General features: G+C 53.4%; 19 protein-coding genes. 8 read left to right on the top strand and 11 right to left on the bottom strand.

The window, feature by feature from the left end:
- The first annotated feature begins 41 nt into the window (after positions 1-41).
- The 3 genes from H7R76_RS00710 to H7R76_RS00700 are packed head-to-tail and all read left to right on the top strand — an operon-like array spanning position 42 to position 2114.
- Entirely contained in the window at positions 42-815 is a 774-nt protein-coding gene (locus H7R76_RS00710) for a dCTP deaminase domain-containing protein (protein WP_182966723.1), read from the top strand.
- A complete protein-coding gene (locus H7R76_RS00705) occupies positions 812-1162 on the top strand; it encodes a nucleotide pyrophosphohydrolase (RefSeq protein WP_182966721.1) in 351 nt (116 codons plus the stop codon). Before H7R76_RS00710 ends, H7R76_RS00705 begins: the two co-directional genes overlap by 4 nt.
- The gene (locus H7R76_RS00700) at positions 1134-2114 is read left to right on the top strand and encodes an oxidoreductase (protein WP_182966719.1); all 981 of its coding nucleotides are present in this window, start codon (positions 1134-1136) and stop codon (positions 2112-2114) included. Before H7R76_RS00705 ends, H7R76_RS00700 begins: the two co-directional genes overlap by 29 nt.
- A gap of 1 nt (position 2115) precedes the next feature.
- Here the strand turns inward: H7R76_RS00700 and H7R76_RS00695 are convergent, their stop codons facing one another.
- Positions 2116-2307, bottom strand: a complete 192-nt coding sequence (locus H7R76_RS00695; RefSeq protein WP_182966717.1) for a hypothetical protein — start codon at positions 2305-2307, stop codon at positions 2116-2118.
- A 127-nt stretch (positions 2308-2434) separates the two neighbouring features.
- Here H7R76_RS00695 and H7R76_RS00690 point away from each other — a divergent pair, with 127 nt between their 5' ends.
- The 5 genes from H7R76_RS00690 to H7R76_RS00670 all read left to right on the top strand — a co-directional run bounded on the left by H7R76_RS00690 (position 2435) and on the right by H7R76_RS00670 (position 7782).
- Positions 2435-2725: a SymE family type I addiction module toxin gene (locus H7R76_RS00690; RefSeq protein WP_182929802.1), complete on the top strand. Its 291-nt coding sequence runs from the start codon at positions 2435-2437 to the stop codon at positions 2723-2725.
- Positions 2726-3207: 482 nt separating this feature from the next.
- A complete protein-coding gene (locus H7R76_RS00685; RefSeq protein ID WP_106924924.1) occupies positions 3208-3717 on the top strand; it encodes a Csu type fimbrial protein in 510 nt (169 codons plus the stop codon).
- 14 nt (positions 3718-3731) lie between these two features.
- Positions 3732-4439, top strand: a complete 708-nt coding sequence (locus tag H7R76_RS00680; protein WP_106924923.1) for a fimbrial biogenesis chaperone — start codon at positions 3732-3734, stop codon at positions 4437-4439.
- Positions 4440-4509: 70 nt separating this feature from the next.
- Positions 4510-6789, top strand: coding sequence for a fimbria/pilus outer membrane usher protein (locus H7R76_RS00675; protein ID WP_227673937.1), 2280 nt, complete (start codon positions 4510-4512; stop codon positions 6787-6789).
- A gap of 12 nt (positions 6790-6801) precedes the next feature.
- Positions 6802-7782: a Csu type fimbrial protein gene (locus tag H7R76_RS00670; protein WP_106924921.1), complete on the top strand. Its 981-nt coding sequence runs from the start codon at positions 6802-6804 to the stop codon at positions 7780-7782.
- Positions 7783-7839: 57 nt separating this feature from the next.
- Here the strand turns inward: H7R76_RS00670 and H7R76_RS00665 are convergent, their stop codons facing one another.
- The 10 genes from H7R76_RS00665 to H7R76_RS00620 all read right to left on the bottom strand — a co-directional run bounded on the left by H7R76_RS00665 (position 7840) and on the right by H7R76_RS00620 (position 16935).
- Positions 7840-8940, bottom strand: a complete 1101-nt coding sequence (locus tag H7R76_RS00665; RefSeq protein WP_182966713.1) for an alkene reductase — start codon at positions 8938-8940, stop codon at positions 7840-7842.
- A gap of 16 nt (positions 8941-8956) precedes the next feature.
- Positions 8957-9169, bottom strand: a complete 213-nt coding sequence (locus H7R76_RS00660) for a YdgH/BhsA/McbA family protein (RefSeq protein ID WP_182966711.1) — start codon at positions 9167-9169, stop codon at positions 8957-8959.
- Positions 9170-9365: 196 nt separating this feature from the next.
- Positions 9366-10958, bottom strand: coding sequence for an EAL domain-containing protein (locus tag H7R76_RS00655; protein ID WP_106924918.1), 1593 nt, complete (start codon positions 10956-10958; stop codon positions 9366-9368).
- 24 nt (positions 10959-10982) lie between these two features.
- Positions 10983-11774, bottom strand: coding sequence for an EAL domain-containing protein (locus H7R76_RS00650; RefSeq protein ID WP_106924917.1), 792 nt, complete (start codon positions 11772-11774; stop codon positions 10983-10985).
- Positions 11775-11885: 111 nt separating this feature from the next.
- On the bottom strand, positions 11886-12548 hold the full coding sequence (locus H7R76_RS00645) for a hypothetical protein (protein WP_182929798.1): 663 nt from the start codon (positions 12546-12548) through the stop codon (positions 11886-11888).
- Positions 12541-13575, bottom strand: a complete 1035-nt coding sequence (parM, locus tag H7R76_RS00640) for a plasmid segregation protein ParM domain-containing protein (protein ID WP_197974859.1) — start codon at positions 13573-13575, stop codon at positions 12541-12543. The genes H7R76_RS00645 and parM overlap by 8 nt, the downstream gene beginning before the upstream one ends.
- A gap of 55 nt (positions 13576-13630) precedes the next feature.
- Positions 13631-14332, bottom strand: coding sequence for a C40 family peptidase (locus tag H7R76_RS00635; protein ID WP_182929797.1), 702 nt, complete (start codon positions 14330-14332; stop codon positions 13631-13633).
- Positions 14333-14442: 110 nt separating this feature from the next.
- Positions 14443-15369, bottom strand: a complete 927-nt coding sequence (lafU, locus tag H7R76_RS00630; protein WP_106924913.1) for a putative lateral flagellar export/assembly protein LafU — start codon at positions 15367-15369, stop codon at positions 14443-14445.
- Positions 15369-16232: a flagellar motor stator protein MotA gene (gene motA, locus H7R76_RS00625; protein WP_106924912.1), complete on the bottom strand. Its 864-nt coding sequence runs from the start codon at positions 16230-16232 to the stop codon at positions 15369-15371. The genes lafU and motA overlap by 1 nt, the downstream gene beginning before the upstream one ends.
- 7 nt (positions 16233-16239) lie before the next feature.
- On the bottom strand, positions 16240-16935 hold the full coding sequence (locus H7R76_RS00620; protein WP_106925179.1) for a FliA/WhiG family RNA polymerase sigma factor: 696 nt from the start codon (positions 16933-16935) through the stop codon (positions 16240-16242).
- Positions 16936-16940 lie beyond the last annotated feature (5 nt).

The following is a 16940-nucleotide window of genomic DNA, read 5'->3' as shown; positions in this document are numbered from 1 at the left end:
AATTTCAAAAATCAAAATGAGTCAATATTAAGGATATCTTAATGTCTGTTTACTCTAATACAAAAATAGCATCCGAAATTAATAGTAACAACCTAATAATAGATTATGAACCTTCTAACATCGGCCCATCTTCTTATGAGCTGAGAATGGGAAATTGCTATTATGACTTAACAGAAGGTGACAAACTAATACAATTACAACCGAACCAAGATGTTATAATAAAGCCAGGCCATTTAGTTGTACTAATAACCAAAGAAAAATTAAACATACCACATAATACTCTTGGCCGGGTTATTAGTAAAGGTTCTTTATTTAGCATAGGTTTAACACCAGCTTGTACCAATGCTGACCCTGGCTTCTCAGGTAACCTAGGAATAGTAACACAAAATATTAGTGATAAATATATTGTTATCCCACAAAGTGAATCTATTGCTAAGATCGATTTTTCATCTTTAGAATCTACGACTACAAAACCATATGTAGGCCAGCATGGCTTTCAGACTAATACATGGCCGATAAAAAAACAACTCCAAAAAACACATGCGGATGTAGCGACTGATTCTCGAGTAGATAAAGAGGAAAATGAGTCACACAAGATTATTCCTAATTATGTATCACTCAGTATAAGAAAATGTCTTCGATATCAAAAGATTTCATCATCTTTGTTAATTTGCCTAATGATTATAAATGCATTATTGATTGCAGCAATTGATAGCCAATGGTTAGATACTACTAAATCTCTTATAATTAGCCTAATCGCTAGTTTTATTGTACTATTAATAACAACATTAATGGATAAGGTATCTAAAATATGAATATAAATAAATTAAGAGAACTACAAATAAAGCAAGACGAAAACTTTGGTTTTAATGTAAAATTTGAATCTAATATCGATAAGTACGAGCAGATAACTAAAGACCTTATTGGTTTATTCGGTGAGATAGGTGAGTTTTCAAATATCGTAAAAAAAATAAACATAAAACTATCAAACGAAAATTATATTTGCGATATCGATAACGCTGAAAAAAACTTAAGAGAAGAATGGGTTGATAGTTTTATTTATTTGTTAAGGATTTCTGCAATTTTGGATATAGATATCGAATCCGAAACTATAAAAAAGATGGAATTTAATAATGATCGATACAACACACTTAAGAAATAGAAAAATTTTCTTCCTAGCTGTCAATACAGGATTTGGGGAGAATAACGCTCCGGATGACAGACTAATAGATTTTCATCAACAACGAAGTGGAGAAGAAATATACTGCTCAATTGTAGGAAATGTCGTTATCCCTAACGGCTATGGTAGTAACGATTATTGTTTGTTTATGTCAGATTCATCGAAATGGCAACATCTAAGTGATGCCATAAATAACAATAATTCTTTAGCAGGAATACAACTTAGTTCAACATGGGAAAATTACATAGGAAACAAAAAATTTGTATCCTCAACATCATCTACTGCAGTAGAAGACTATTTATCATTAGTTAATAACATTAACAAACTTGAAATTAATGATATTTTTATTAACTTAACACTTGCTGCTGAATTGGCAATAAAACACGGTTTTAAGCATATCCAGATTCATGCCGGGCATGGTTACTTATTTAGTTTGCTGCTTGATAGAGTCTTTTGTCAGAATGCATCATATGCACTTGAAAAAATGAAGGAGCTCATCAGTAAAATATCCAACAAAGTTGAGACATCTATTAGAATTTCTCTACTCACTGGGGTACAGAAGATAGATAAACAAAGAAACGAGTCTATACATAAGATTCTTGAATTACCATTTGATTATTTTGATTTATCATTTGGATTTTATAATATAAATAAGCATATGATATATCCTGAATCAAAAGCTATGTTAAAATCACGAATCAATAACTCATTAAATGTTGTTAATGTTTATAATAATAAAAAATTCATTATTTCCGGTCTATCTTTAAAATGGTTCGATGGTACTCTACCACACAATGCTGTTATCGGCATTTGTAGGGATTTAATTGCTAACCCAAATTATCTGGTAAATTCACAGGTTGGGTGTACTCTCTGTGGAAAATGTCATTATTATTCTCGTGGAGAGTCCCATATTAGCTGCGAACAATGGTTATAAATTATCCTTTAGGCCTAATACCTCTCTCCATTAGCTCTTTTCTCGCCAACTCCTTAAACCAACTGGCGAGACTCACCCCTTCCCCCGCCGCCACAGCATCCAACTGCTCCTTCAACGCCGGATCAATTCGCATCTTAAACTGCGGCGACTGACCGCCGCCTTTTGGTTTTTTTTCGCGCGATACGATTGACATGAGGCCACCTATCCATCTAATCTGACACATATAGGAGGCCACCTAAAACCTCCTGAGATAAACAACGCCCTGGTGTGCGGGAACACAACCAGAGCAGCTAACCTCACCAACTATCAAGGAGTTGATTATGGCTACCCCGCATTCTACCCCAGACTTACCCGCAGCAAAAACCGAGCGCACGTTAATTGTGGGATATCGCCCGCAGGGCGCAAACAAAAACACCCCAAGCCTCACCCTTTCCGGCAAGTGGCTGCGCGAGGCTGGGTTTGAAACCGGGCAACAGGTTAGCGTAAAGGTGATGGACGGCTGCATCGTCCTGATGGCCTATGGCGAGCAGGAGCAAAAGCTGCTGGCGGAGTTGAAGGAAACGCAGCAGAAGCTGAAAGAGATTGCCACGGCGGTATCGGCGGTACATTGAGCGCCAGGCCCTTATTCAACGATCGGGCAGCGCCGGATGGTTCAGCGGTCAGTCAAACGGCGAGTACGAAGGCGGTTAATGTGCTCGTAGCGGCATTGCCCGATGACGCTACGCTTATCGGGCCTACCATTGCACTGCCCCCCTAATATTAGGGAATACTCTGGAAAAAAAGTATCCGAAATAGCCCATCATTTCATTAACGCTACACATTAATTTATTATCAATAAAATTCCTGCGAATTATTCGCAACGTGTGGTTTTCATTATCCCATTTTAAATAATCACTTAGCTTTTAAATATATCATATATGCTGCATTTCTCTTTTATCACCCAATAAGGTGATGGAGGATCTATTTTTAATAAAATAGTCTTAAGGCAAATTGGCAGAAGTTTACTACATACTCTACAGTTATATCAGGGATTTAGTCTTCATACGTTATTGTTTTACTAGGGAAAAATAATACCTGCGTAGAGGTCAATACGATGAACACATCTATTAGGTTCATTTTATTCAATCTGGCAGCCGCACTTATTCCATCGGCGAATGCGGCGGTAGCCACAAATACATTTCAGGTGCAGATTATTATTCAAAGTACCTGCTCCGTCACGCAGCCTGCACTGCTAAACCTGGGTACCGTATTATCCAGCGCGACGAATACCAGCGGCTCTACCGTCATGGCCGTAACCTGTTCCAAATCGACGCCTTACAATATTGGCCTGTCGCCATCCAGCGCTAACGGCGGAACGACCACCGGCTCTGGTTCCATGTCGGGCACCACCGGAAATACCGATAAAGTCCCTTACCAGCTCAACCAGGACTCAGCCGGTACTAAACCGTGGGGCAATACCGCAACGTCCATCAGCGAGGGGAACGGGGTCGCCGGGATCGGAACGGGCGCGGCGCAGAACGTCACCGTTTACGCCGTGGCCGCTAACGCCAACTTCAAGCCCGATACCTATACCGATACGGTCACCATCAACGTTAACTACTAGTTCAAGGATGACGCATGAATGGGAAAACGTGTGCGCTTGCCTTTGTCTGCGGTTTAGCCCTTGCCAGCGGTAATGCCGCCGCAAGTGGCCTGCAGGTCACGCCGGTCAGTCTGACGCTGCAGCAAACTCAGCGCGCGGAAGGGATCTGGCTGAGTAATTCAGGAAGCCTGCCAATCAACGCGCAGGTGCGCGTGTTTCGCTGGAGCCAAAGCGGCTATAACGACCAGCTCTCAGCATCGCAAGGGCTGGTGATTAGCCCACCGATGCTGACGTTGCCCCCCGGCGGGCGGCAGCTTATTCGCGTTATTCGTACCGGCTCAACGGCCAACGTTGAAGACGCTTACCGCCTATCAATCAATGAATTGCCGCCAACTTCCGGACAAAAAAATGCGCTGCAGTTTGTCCTGCATTACTCCGTTCCCGTCTTTATCCAGCCGCCCGGTGTGACGGACACCTTTGCCAAATTGCAATGGCAAATCCATCGCAGCGACGGCAAGGTCTTTCTGGAAGCAAACAATCAGGGGGACGGGCACGCTCAGCTCTCTGAAGTCAGCGTGATTACGGCGGCAGGTAGCCGAAAACAGATTACCCCCGGGTTACTGGGCTATGTCCTTCCCGGCTCGACCATGCGCTGGGCTATCCCCGCGGGCGCAGGTGACGTAGGCCTGGGAGGGCAGCTTGAAGTCACGGTCAATGGAAAAAAAACGCGACAAGCGCTATAACGGGCCTAACCGTCTTATTATTTTATTACTATTCAATGTGTTATTTGTAGCAAGGGAGACGTCTGCGGAAATGAAAAGCACCGATTCATCGCAGGATGAGGTGATTTCTGACGGCAAACCGCTGGTCGGCGTCGATCTCTATCTCGATGTCACCCTCAACCAGACGCACATCGGGCTGGCGCACTTTGGCTACGATAACAATACGCTGTACGCCAGCGCCGATAGCCTGCGCAGGATTGGTTTACGGATCGACCCGAAAACCCCAGACCCGGTTAGCCTCAGCGCCATTCCGCAGCTGCGTGTCGACTACGATGCGAAGCTGCAAACATTAGGGCTGACGGCACCGCTCGCGCTGCTGGACATGGGCACCACGCAGCTCAATGAGAAGGATACCACCAACCCGCAGGCTACCACCTCGCGCGGGCTGGTGCTCAATTATGACCTCTATGCCTCACAGGAAAAAAGTACGCAAAATAGCGCCAGCGCCTACAGCGAACTGCGCGCGTTTAGCGGCCTTGGCGTGCTCAGCTCCACGCAAATAGCGCGCTATACCAACAATAACGAAGACTACGACCAGCACAATGGCGTCACCCGGCTGGACACCAGCTGGCGCTCCTCTTTCCCTGACAAGGTGCTCTCGGTCACCGTGGGTGATACGTTCACCAGCTCGCTGAACTGGTCGCGGCCCACTCGTATCGCCGGTCTGCAGATCGGTACCGATTACAGCCTCCAGCCGTACACCCCGACTACGCCGCTGCCCTCGTTTTTCGGCTCCGCAACGCTGCCGTCCAGCGTTGAGCTGTATATGAACGGCGTGAAGTATTACAACGGTGAAGTCCCGGCGGGGAATTTTGAAATCAATACGCTGCCGAATATTAACGGCGTCGGCACCGGGCAGGTCGCCATGACCGATGCGCTAGGTAAAACCACGCTCCAGAGCTTCTCGTTTTATAACGACCAATCGTTGCTGCGTAAGGGGATCACCGAATGGTCCGCAGAAGTGGGCGTGGTGCGCAACGACTACGGCTATTCGTCCTTCGATTACGCCAGCACGCCCGCCTTGAGCGGAACCTGGCGGCACGGTTTTACAAACGGTTTTACCGCCGGGGCACACGCTGAGGCCACCGACAGCCTGGTAAACGGTGGCTTCAGCACCGATTGGGTGCCAGGCACGCGCAGCGGTACCTTCTCAGCGGCGCTGGCAATGAGCGCCGACTCGGGGAAACATGGCCTTCTCTACAGCCTGGGCTATCGCTGGAGCGATAACCGCTTTAGCTTCAGCACATCAACCATTGCCACGATCAATGACTACCACGACGTTGCCACCCGCTACGGCCAGGCGCCCCCCGCCCTTAACCAAAGCACCGTGGTGGGCTACAGCACCGACGCCTTCGGCAGCTTTAGCGTGGGTTATTTGCAATTTCGTACGCCCGGCGAAAGCACCCAGCGTTATAGCAACGCAAGCTGGTATAACCCATTGACGGATAACATCTATCTCAACGCGGGACTCAATCAGAACATTGACCGTAGCCGCGATCGCAGCCTGTATTTGATGGTGAGCATCTCGCTTGAAAATGGCATCAACGCCAGCAGCACCGTGCAGCAAAACAATGACCAGATGAGCTACACGCTCAACGCCAGCAAAACGCAGCCGTCCGAAGGCGGATGGGGGTGGAACATGGCGCTCAACCGGCAGGAATCTCAGCAAAATGGTCAGGGCGAGCTGGGCTATCTGGGCCGCTATGGAAAAGTGTACGGCGGGTACAGCCGTTTGTCAGACAACCAGACGGCCTACGCGGGCGCCGATGGCGCGTTGGTGCTGATGGGCGGCGGCCTGTTTGCGTCGCGAAACATCATCAATGGTTTTGCGGTGGTCTCCACCGACGGTATCCCGGATGTCCCGGTGTTATTGCAAAACAACCCTATTGGCACCAGCAATAGCAGCGGCCTGCTGCTGGTTACGCCGCTGAACAGCTATCAGGAAAATGAGATCAGCATTAACCCGCTGAATCTGCCCGCAAACATGCGGATCGATCCGGTCAATGCGATCGCGATCCCCGCCGATCGATCCGGTGCGATGGTGAACTTTACGGTTAAAACCGTGCGTTCAGCGCTGATCGTCGTGAAAGATGCAAAAGGGAGTGTTATCCCGGAAGGTTCAACCGCCATCGTCAACGGCGATCGCGCGCAGCAGGCGATGGTGGGCTTTGATGGCATGGTCTATTTCGACACCCTTAAAGCGCATAACACGCTGAATGTCACCACCAGCGCGGGCGTGTGCACGGCCCAATTCGACTATCCGGATAAGGCGCGGGACATTCCGCAAATCGGACCGTTAACGTGCCAGTAAGGAGCTGAAACCATGTGGCTAAGAGTGCTGATTTTATTCGCGGGGCTCTGTTTTTTCCCGCTGAAAAGCTTCGCCGTGAGCTGCACGGTGAATGCGGTCTCCAGCGTCAATTTCAGCGCGGTTAACCCGATAGCCAATACCGATGCCACCACCTCCATGACCTTTAACTATACCTGCACCAAGGTCCTGATTGTGGATACGCTGGCCGGTTACACCATTTGCTTTAACGTCGGCGCAAACGGCACCAATACCATCAATACTCGCAAAATGACGGGGCCCGGCGGCGGAACGCTCAATTATCAGCTCTATTACCAGGACTCCGGCGGCGCAAAAATTATCTGGGGAAATGAGTCCGCAGGAAGCGGCACCTCGCCGAAGGATTACATGAACCTGTTAAACCTTGTCACCATTACCGGTAGCCTGACCGTTTACGCCACGATTCCGTCCGGGCAAACCAGCGTAGTTCCAGGAACCTACACCGATACCTACAGCGCCGCAACGGCCAGCATTACCGTCAACGGCTCACTGATCGCCGCGCCGACGACCTGTGGTCAAACCATTATCGGCAGTTTCCCGTTTACCGTCACTGCCACCGTCAACAAGCAGTGCAACGTCAGCGCAACCAACACCATAAACATGGGATCGGTGCTGTTTAACCAAACCAACGTGCCCGGGCAAAATGTCTTCACCATGGCCTGCACTAACACCACGCCTTACACTATCGGTCTTTCACCGTCGAATGGCAGCGCCACCGGCAGCGGCGTGATGAAAAGCCAAACGTCCTCCACAACCAATACCGACCTTGTCCCCTATCAGCTAAATTCAACGGCGAGTGTACCGGGCACCGCATGGGGGAATATCACATCATCAAATACGATTGCGGGAACCGGCACCGGCCAGTCGGTCAACCAGAAGGTATACGCCGTGGTGCCGAGCGCCAACTATCGCCCGGACACCTATACCGACACGGTGACCATCAACGTGACCTACTAAAGAGAATCTGTCCCGAGCGCACCGCGTAGAAAAACTCTCCTGGGCTGCTGAGACCCCTCACCCTACCGTCGGGTAATCCACATACCCCGCCTTCCCACCGCCGAAGAACTGCTCCTTCACCGGCGCATTCAGCGGCAAATCATGCTGCAGACGATACGGTAAATCCGGGTTGGCGATAAACGGGCGGCCAAAGCCAATCAGGTCCGCCCAGCCCTTCGCCAGCGCCTCTTCCGCGCGGGCTTTGGTGTATTTACCGGAATAGATCAGCGTGCCGTGGAAGATAATGCGCAGCGCTTCTTTAAAGGCCGCCGGCATCACCGGCGCGTCTTCCCAGTCGGCTTCGGCGATATGAATATAGGCGATGCCCATCTCGCTCAGCACGCTGGCGGCGGCCAGATAGGTGGCTTCCGGCGTGTCGTCACACGAGCCCATCAGCGTGGTGAGCGGCGCCAGGCGGATCCCCACCCGCTCTTTACCAATCGCCTCGGATACCGCGGCCACCACCTCTTTCATAAAGCGCAGGCGATTTTGCAGCGAGCCGCCGTATTCGTCGTCGCGCAGGTTGGCCTGTGAATCGATAAACTGGTTGATCAGATAGCCGTTGGCACCGTGCAGCTCAATGCCGTCAAAACCAGCAGCAATCGCATTACGCGCCGCCTGCGCATAGTCGTTAACGATAGCGGGGATCTCATCGGTACGCAGCGCGCGCGGCATATCATGCTGAAGCATCGCGCCCACGCCGCTTTGCGGGCCGCGGCCTTCTACATCCACGAAGACCTTCACGCCTTCGGCCTGAATGGCGGACGAAGACACCGGCTGTGCGCCGTTCGGCTGTAATGCCGCATGTGAAACGCGGCCCACATGCCACAGCTGGGCAAAGATTTTACCGCCCGCCCGGTGTACCGCGTCGGTCACTTTTTTCCAGCCGGCAATCTGCGCCTCGGAGTACATGCCCGGCGTCCAGGCGTAGCCCTGGCCCTGCGGGCTAATCTGCGTGCCTTCGCTGATGATGAGCCCCGCGCTGGCGCGCTGGGCATAGTAGTCGGCCATCATGTCGGTGGCGACATCGCCGTCACCGGCGCGTGAGCGGGTCATCGGCGGCATCACGATGCGGTTGGCCAGCGACAGGTCATTAAGTGCGTATTGATTGAATAACATGCTGTTGTCCCCCCTCTTATTGATACAGTTCAGCGCTCATGGTCACGGTGTTGCCCATGCGGGCGCTGGTGATTTTGTATTCAGAGGCGTGCATCTGTTTTGCTTTCTGGGCAATCACCGCTTCGGCGGAGTCCAGCGTGGAGCCCGTGGCGGTGACGCTTTGCGCCGAGGCGCTGAAAGCAGTGGCAGACAGCAGAGAGGCAGCAAAAATCGCGGTAAACATTTTCATCATCATATCCTGTTCGGTTTAGGGCGTTACGCTCGGTAACGTGATGCGAAGAAGGATACGACCGCTGACTAATTACATAAATGGTATAAATAGCAATAGACTGTTATCAATAAAGCAATAATAGGCAGGCACCTCCCGGCTGCCCCGCGGATGCATTTTGCGGGCCCAGCCGGAGAGGTTAGCGACGCCGACGGCCTCAGGCCTGGTGCGGCAAAGAGGTGTCGTGCGGATGCGGCGGCATTCGCAGATGCTGAGTCATCACGTCATGGCGGAAATAGTCGATAAATGCCGTAAAGGTGAGCGGTCTGGAATAGAAATATCCCTGGAAACAATCGATGTTGTTTTCCTGTAGCCACGAGACCTGATAGTCGTGTTCAACCCCTTCCGCCACCGTCTGAATGCCCATCTGCTTGGCCATGTCGATCACACAGTTAATCAGCGGCGTGGAGGCATCCGGCGAAATCTGGTTGATAAACATGCGGTCAATCTTGATGCTGTCCGGGTTCAGGCTGGCAATCCACGACAGATTCGAGAACCCGGTCCCAAAGTCATCCAGCGAGATAGCGATACCGCTATCGCGGATCACCTTGATCTTATTGAGCAAATCGCCGTTAAGATCGAGCTGCTCGTTTTCCGTAAACTCAAACGCCAGCCGCAGCCCCAGCCGCTTAAAGCGCGCGGCAAACGCCCGGGTAAATGCGCCGAAATCTTCCGCTGCCAGGTGCGTGTGGCTGATATTGACGTTAAAGATAAACCCGTCCGGCAGCATGCTGTCCGGGCGCTGGTAGTCGGCAAGCACCCGTTTGAGCAGGTTTTCGGTCATCAGGCCAATCATCTGGGTCTTTTCGGCGACCGGGATGAAAATATCCGGCGGCACAAAACCAATCTCAGGGTGATCCCAGCGGGCCAAAACTTCTGCGCCAATCACCCGGTTACTGTGGGCACAAATAATCGGCTGATAGTACGGCATGATGCGGTCTTCGTGCACCGCGTTAATCAAATACTGGTACAGCGAACGGCGACGCGTCAGCAGCGACCAGACCAGCGCCGTCAATAATAGCGGCGTGGCGATGATAACCAACAAATAGAACCAGGAACCCAGAATTTCACGCCAGACCTCTTGCGCGCTGGGCATGCGCCAGACCAGCGTATAGTCTTCGCCGGTCAGGCGCTGCTGATAGTCCAGTGCGCCGCGCTGCGCCTCAGAACCGGCAAAAATGCCCTTATTGGTGAGCAGCTTGTTATTGACCAACAGCGCAAAACGCTCATCGCGGTTGCTGTTGCCGGTGATGCCCCACAGGTAGCGCAGATCTGCAGCAACCACGATACCTTCACCGTTGAGGCCACGTTGATAGATTGAAAAAACCGGGATGCCTGCGGATGCCACGGAATCATCAATCTTCACCCCCTGCGCGCTGAAGCCGTTGAGGTCTATGCGTACGCCCTGATTTGCCAGCAGTGAAGAACAGGTGATGCGGTTACCGTCCAGCAGGTTGATCGCCAGCATGCTCAACTCACGCGTCTGTAACCCATTCAGGCGGCTTTCCATCTGCCGATTACAGCTTTTGCCCATCCATCCCTTCGCTTCGAGCACGACGCTGCGCGTCTCGCCCAGCAGGTTTTCCACCGCACTACGAATAGGCATTGCCTGGCGTCCAATCTGCGCGTTCAGCTGCTGCTGCGCAATAGAGAACGTCATCCAGATGGCCAGGGCCACGGCGGCCACAAAAACCAAAATCACTAGCACAGTATTTCTGTGCTCGGCTTTACCGGCGTACGTTTTGTTCATCGCTCGTTAATTCCATCCGCACGCTTAACGCTGCGCGTGAGCAGCGCGCGTTTGCGCCTGCTGGTGCTGCATGTATTCACGCTGGAAGCTCTCTTTGCTGATCGGCCGGGAAAACAGGTATCCCTGCCCATATTTCACGCCCTGCTTCAGCATGCTGGATATTTGCGTATAGTTTTCAACGCCTTCAATAATGACGTCGATATCATGCTGGGCAATCAGCTGGAGGATGCTCGCGGTTTCCTCTTGCCGGTTGCAGGCCAGACAGCTGCGATCGAGCTTGATATAGTCTGGCTCCCAGCAGGCCAACCGCTCGCGCAGGATCTCCAGCGAACCGACGCCGTCCCAGGCAATGTTGATACCTTCATCCTGCAATGCCTGTAGATTCTTCAATCCCGCCTCGTTTAGCGCGATCGGGCCAGGCGTAATTTCAAAGACCAGCTGTGCCGCGTGCAGCTGGCGCGTTTCGACAATGCCCAGCGCGTGGTCGGCAAACTCGGGGTCGTTAAGCTGCACGGCAGAAATGTTCAGCGTGTACATAAACGCTTCGTGCGCGTCCGCCTGCTTCTGCGCGATAAACGACAACGCTTTTTCCATCACGTAGTAGCCCATCTCAACGATGGTGCCGTTCTCTTCAAGGTGCTGAATAAAAGCGACCGGCGGCACGACGTTGCGGCGGTGCGTACCGCGAACCAGCACTTCGCCGCCGATGCAGGCCACCCGGGATAAATCGAAGATAGGCTGAATGACAAAATCAATCCCCACATCGAATTTGGCGTTCTCTACGCAGCGCACCACATAATTTGCACTCTTTTCCATACCGGCCTCATACCGCGATAACTGTCCAGAAAAGGCGACGCCTGCACCGAATAACTTAAGCCTCGCCGGCAATAAAACCCTGCGAACCCGCTTCTGACGTGCCTTTGTGTCTTAAAAAATGCCTTTCTGGCGGATTTGCTTCATCTTTTGCGCCGGGGCCGCGAGGGTGCTCAGGTCCACTTCTTCGGTGAGACCGTTTTTCACACTCTCCGCCGCCGGCGCGGTGCGGCCGGACAGGCGCAGCTGCTGTAGCAACAGGTGCTGCTGGTTCAGCAGCGCTTTTAGCTGGGCGACTTCACTGCGCAGCTGGCCGAGCGTTTCGTGCATGCCGTCATCCGGTTCGGCCGGCGCTGGAGCCGGCTGGCGCTGGAGCGCGTCCGACATCAGCGCGCGCATCTGCCGCAGCTGCTGCTTGCTGAAATCGACGCTGGGCGCAGGCGCGTCTGCTACCGGTTCAGCGGCGACGCTGGCGGGCAGCAGCTGTGCCGCGGTCAGCTCGCTGCACAGCGCGTCCAGGGTCAGCGTTTCACGCCCCATGGATTCGGCCACGTGGCTGCACAGCTGCGGGTTCAGCAGCTGCAATTGCAGCCCGGCAAGATAGACGTTGCGGTGAAAACGGCGCATTTCCATACTCGCATCGCCCGGGTTGTTGCCCGCCTGGCTCAACGTCTGATGCCACTTTTTCAGTTGCAGCATGGCGCGCAGATCCGCGCGCGAATGTTCCGGCGACAAATGCAGCGAGAGATTAACGCGGCGAATGTGCCTGTTACTCATCGTCGCCCACCTCGGCCATGTGCGGTGCCGCTACCGTCTCCACGCTGGTATCCGCGTGATAGAGGCAAATCTCGCGCGACAGCGCGCTCTGCGGAGCGTCGATGGTAATCACGCGATCGCCGAGGGTGGCGTAGGTTTCGCGCACCGCGCTCTCAATCAGATGTGCGCCGCCGCCCACCAGGTACACGCGGTTCGGGTTCTTGGCAAACTTCTTCGCCTCATAGGCCACCTGGTCACCCAACTCCTGAATTTTAATCTCGATACGCTCGAGAATGTCGGCAATGCGCGATTCATCGTTAATCACGCTTTTCACAAATTCATCGTCATGGCGGCGTTTAATCAGCTCATTAGCCACCAGATAGCTGGAGTCGCTGTCAGCAGCGGCCAGCAGCTTACGCGTGGCGTCGGTCACCATAGCTACGCCGATTTCGTTATTGCCGTAAATCGCGGAGACATCGTCAAATTCGCCGACAATCACCCCCATATCCAGCGTGGTGCCGCCGCAGTCGATCACCAGCGATTTGGTGAATTCGGTCACGTTGGAGTTCAGCAGATGCGACAGCGCGGCCGGCAGGCTTTCCGGCATGACCTGCACGTCGACGATACGGAACAGTTCACCTTTGTTCAGCGCGATATCACGCATCAGGTTGCGGCGCTTGGCTTCAATGCGGCTTTCGTTGCGCTGGCAGTCGTCCGGGTTGTAGTACTGGGTAATCGGCAGCGTCACAATCACTTCAACATCGCACGGCGTCATGCCGGTCAGCAGCAGCGCGTGGTGCACCGCCAGCAGATTGAGATCGTCATACTGATAATCGATGTGGGTCGTCGATAGCGCCTTATCGGAGGTTGCATCGTAGGTGTATTTGGTGGTGCCGATGGTGTAGTTATATACCGCCTGGCCGCGCAGCAGCGCCGCGCTCTTCCAGTCTTTACGGAACGAGTTCGGCGACACCACGGTTTTCAGAGTGCCATTTTCAATCCAGCTAATTTTTACGTTGGTCGAGCCATCATCAATGGCAAATTTCATACGCGTCATGGTCAAAGTCTCAGTTCAGAAGGTGTTTTTAACGCGCCACGCCGTTCTACAGAACGCGGCGGGCGCCAAGATAATGGGACTGCCAGAAATCGTCCGACAGCTTGCTGATACGGATATTCAGCCCGGTGCGCGGCGCCTCAATAAAGCGCCCATCGCCGAGATAGACGCCGACATGATCGGCGCCAGGTCGCTGATTAATGTTGAAGAACACCAAATCGCCCTGCTTCAGGCTGCCCCGGTGAATCGATTTCAGATGGTTATCCTGATACATGCCGTTAGCGGTGCGCGGCAGCTTGCGGTCCAGCACGTGGTTAAAGGCGTAGAACACCAGCCCGCTACAGTCGAAGCCCTCGGTCGGGCTCTTACCGCCCCACAGATAGGGTTTACCGAGCTGGCTTTGCAGACGATGCAACACCGTGCGCAGGCGGAAACTGCCGTGTGGAAGCGCGGTTTTTTTCGCCACTTTACCTTCCTGCACGTCATCCCACAGCGCTTGCGATCCCCCCAGCTGGCCCGGCGTCCAGCGGCCATGCATCGCCAGCACTTCGCGGTTTTTGGCGCGCTCGGCGATTCTTTTCGCTATCTCACGTCGCTTTTGCTCCGGCGTCGGCGGCACCGCTACGGCGCGCTTTTTGGCCTTCGCCAGCAGCCGTTCGCGGTTCAGCTTGCGCTTTTGCGCTTCGCTGACGGATTTTGCCTGCGCGGTCTTTGCGGGCTGCGGCTTGGCATTGGCGTAACCTGACGCCATCAGTAGCGCCAGCAAAAAAAGGGAAAAAAAGCGTACCTGTCGGGACAGGGTCGCCCGAGCAGGTACAAAGGGGATGGTAATCAGGAAACGTTTCACGGCGTTATATCGGGTTATCGGTTGTGACTGATCTTATCGACCAGCGGCTTAATCACCTTCTCGCCATGCTGGCCAAAGAACTGGTACAACGAATCGCTCGCGGAATTCGTCAGCACCATAATCTCAATGCGGCGGTTCGCGGAGCTCAGCGGATTTTCCGGGTCCAGCAGCATCTGATCGGCCATGCCGCTGACCTGTAAAATCTTGCTGGCATCCAGTCCGCTGCGGGTCAGCACGCTACGCGCCTGCATTGCACGCTCGCCGGAGAGATTCCAGTTGTTGTACAGCTCCTGGTCGCGGAAGCGGGTGGCATCGGTATGCCCGGTGATGATGATCTTGTTATCTATCTTGTTCAGTTCAGGCGCGAACTCGGTCAGCAGACGGCGGAAAAACGGCGTCAGAATGGCGCTGCTGCGCTGGAACATCTCACGCTTCTGGTCGTCGGTGACCAGGATACGCAGCCCCTGCGGCACAATTTCCATCTTCAGGTTGGCCTGGGCATCGTAGGCCGAAGTGATCTTCATGATCGTGCGCGCCAGATCCTCAATCTCGCTCTGCGAGCGGGCCTTAACGTCGCTCAGGCTCTCAGCACCGTTCATTTGACTCGCCAACGCGGCGTCTTTCTGCGCCTGTTCTTTCAACGCGTCTTTCTTTGCATGCCGCGTGTCCAGCAGCGCTATCTTGCCGCCGTTGCCCTCTTTCTGGGTCACCGGCGTCAACGCGTTTCCTTCAAAAATCGACTCGCCGTGCAGCAGCGAAACAATCTCTTTACGCTCTTCTTCCGTCACCGCACCCATAATCCACAGCACCATAAACAGCGCCATCATCGCCAGCGTAAAGTCGGCAAAAGCCACCTTCCACGCGCCGCCATGAAAGGCATCATGGCTTTTGCGCGAGGAGCGTTTGATGATCGTGGTATGTTCTTTGTTGCGGCTGCGCATCAGACTTCACCAATCATCTGGTTAACCCAGCCGTCCAGGGTGGCGAAGGTCGGCTTGGTGTCCATCGGCAGCATTTTGCGACCGGCATCCACCGCCAGCAGCGTGGGTTTGCCCGCAACGTGGTTAACCAACACCGTACGCACGCACTCCAGCACCGCCAGCTGTTTCTTGGTGCGCTGTTCCATGGCGTTCGCCACCGGGTCCATTAAGCAGTAGCAGAAGAAAACGCCGAGGAAGGTACCGACCAGCGCAGCGGCGACCTTCACGCCGATCACCGCAATCGAGCCGTCGATCGATTGCATGGTAATGATGATCCCCAGTACCGCCGCGCAGATCCCGAAGCCCGGCATCGCTTCTGCCGTACGCTGGAGCGAGCGAGACGGCTGCAGCAGGTTCTCTTCCATCGCCACCAGCTCCTGCTCCAGGATGCCTTCCAGCTCGTGTTCGTTAATCTTGCCCATCGCCATCAGGCGGAAGTTATCGGAGATAAACGTCACCAGCGCTTTGTCGCGCAGCATCAGCGGGTATTTCTGGAACAGCGCGCTGTTTTCCGGCGCTTCAATGTGTTCGTCCAGCACCTTCAGGCCGCCGTCCTGCACCAGTTCAAGCAGTTCATACAGCAGCATCAGCAGCTGGCGCTGGTATTCGTTGGTGTATTCGTTTTTGCGCATAATGCCGCGAAACTGGCGGTACATTTCCGCCAGCACGGCGCGGGGGTTGGCGAGCACCATCGCCCCCAGGCCAGCACCCAGAATGATGATAATTTCACCCGGCTGCCAGAAAGAAGAGAGCTGGCCGCCGGACATAAGAAAGCCGCCAACCACGCACCCCATAATGATCACGATACCGAAGAATTTCTGCATAAACCTTTCACTTCCGGAAAAAAGACTGAATTTTTTGGGCGATTTTTTTATTGAGCTGGCAGACTCTGGCCTCGGTTAACTCGAGAACCAGCGCGATTTCTTTCAGGCTCATTTCATGCTGGTAATACAGCGTCAGGATCAGCTGCTCGCGTTCATCCAGCGAGGCGAGCGCGCTGCGCAGCGTCCGACTCACCACGACTTCATCCTCCAGCGGGCGGCTGTTCAGCGCCCCGGTGTGAACATCGTTGCCTAACAGCTCATCCAGGCTCTCTATCGTTTTGGCGCAGTCCAGCAATAAATATTCCTGGTACTCCTCCGCCGTAATCGACAGGTGGCGGTTGATATCCTCGAAGCTGGGCGTCCGCCCCAGTTGGCGCGCAATTTCTCGGATACCGTCATTCAGTTTGTGGGTCTTCTGCCGCAGGCGGCGAGGACGCCAGTCCAGCAGGCGCAGTTCGTCCAGTACCGCACCGCGAATACGCTGTACGGCATAGGCAGCAAACTGTTCGTCCGGATGCCCATAGCGGCGCAGCGACGAGAGCAGACCCATCAGGGCTATCTGCTCCATGTCTTCCCGGTCGATGACGCTGCTGGTCTGGTAGGCGAGCTGCTTAACCACCCTGTTAACCAGCGGCAGGTAGGCGCGTACATAGCGCGCCTCATCAACCGGGCTCAGCGTGTCACTCGCGATAAAGTCCATCATTTCCA

Origin of the sequence: Klebsiella sp. WP8-S18-ESBL-06, assembly GCF_014169755.1 — a bacterium.
Taxonomy (GTDB): Bacteria; Pseudomonadota; Gammaproteobacteria; order Enterobacterales; family Enterobacteriaceae; genus Kluyvera; species Kluyvera ascorbata_B.
Note: the sequence above shows the minus strand (reverse complement) of the source record. Positions and strands in the feature narration are given on the sequence as shown.

Coding starts and splice junctions, on each gene's coding strand:
- motA (WP_106924912.1), bottom strand. CDS start 16,232: ATGCAGAAATTCTTCGGTATCGTGATCATTATGGGGTGCGTGGTTGGC.
- H7R76_RS00650 (WP_106924917.1), bottom strand. CDS start 11,774: ATGGAAAAGAGTGCAAATTATGTGGTGCGCTGCGTAGAGAACGCCAAA.
- H7R76_RS00690 (WP_182929802.1), top strand. CDS start 2,435: ATGGCTACCCCGCATTCTACCCCAGACTTACCCGCAGCAAAAACCGAG.
- H7R76_RS00710 (WP_182966723.1), top strand. CDS start 42: ATGTCTGTTTACTCTAATACAAAAATAGCATCCGAAATTAATAGTAAC.
- H7R76_RS00680 (WP_106924923.1), top strand. CDS start 3,732: ATGAATGGGAAAACGTGTGCGCTTGCCTTTGTCTGCGGTTTAGCCCTT.
- H7R76_RS00620 (WP_106925179.1), bottom strand. CDS start 16,935: ATGATGGACTTTATCGCGAGTGACACGCTGAGCCCGGTTGATGAGGCG.
- H7R76_RS00645 (WP_182929798.1), bottom strand. CDS start 12,548: ATGAGTAACAGGCACATTCGCCGCGTTAATCTCTCGCTGCATTTGTCG.
- H7R76_RS00695 (WP_182966717.1), bottom strand. CDS start 2,307: ATGTCAATCGTATCGCGCGAAAAAAAACCAAAAGGCGGCGGTCAGTCG.
- H7R76_RS00675 (WP_227673937.1), top strand. CDS start 4,510: ATGAAAAGCACCGATTCATCGCAGGATGAGGTGATTTCTGACGGCAAA.
- H7R76_RS00700 (WP_182966719.1), top strand. CDS start 1,134: ATGATCGATACAACACACTTAAGAAATAGAAAAATTTTCTTCCTAGCT.
- parM (WP_197974859.1), bottom strand. CDS start 13,575: ATGAAATTTGCCATTGATGATGGCTCGACCAACGTAAAAATTAGCTGG.
- H7R76_RS00635 (WP_182929797.1), bottom strand. CDS start 14,332: ATGGCGTCAGGTTACGCCAATGCCAAGCCGCAGCCCGCAAAGACCGCG.
- lafU (WP_106924913.1), bottom strand. CDS start 15,369: ATGCGCAGCCGCAACAAAGAACATACCACGATCATCAAACGCTCCTCG.
- H7R76_RS00705 (WP_182966721.1), top strand. CDS start 812: ATGAATATAAATAAATTAAGAGAACTACAAATAAAGCAAGACGAAAAC.
- H7R76_RS00665 (WP_182966713.1), bottom strand. CDS start 8,940: ATGTTATTCAATCAATACGCACTTAATGACCTGTCGCTGGCCAACCGC.
- H7R76_RS00655 (WP_106924918.1), bottom strand. CDS start 10,958: ATGAACAAAACGTACGCCGGTAAAGCCGAGCACAGAAATACTGTGCTA.
- H7R76_RS00685 (WP_106924924.1), top strand. CDS start 3,208: ATGAACACATCTATTAGGTTCATTTTATTCAATCTGGCAGCCGCACTT.
- H7R76_RS00670 (WP_106924921.1), top strand. CDS start 6,802: ATGTGGCTAAGAGTGCTGATTTTATTCGCGGGGCTCTGTTTTTTCCCG.
- H7R76_RS00660 (WP_182966711.1), bottom strand. CDS start 9,169: ATGAAAATGTTTACCGCGATTTTTGCTGCCTCTCTGCTGTCTGCCACT.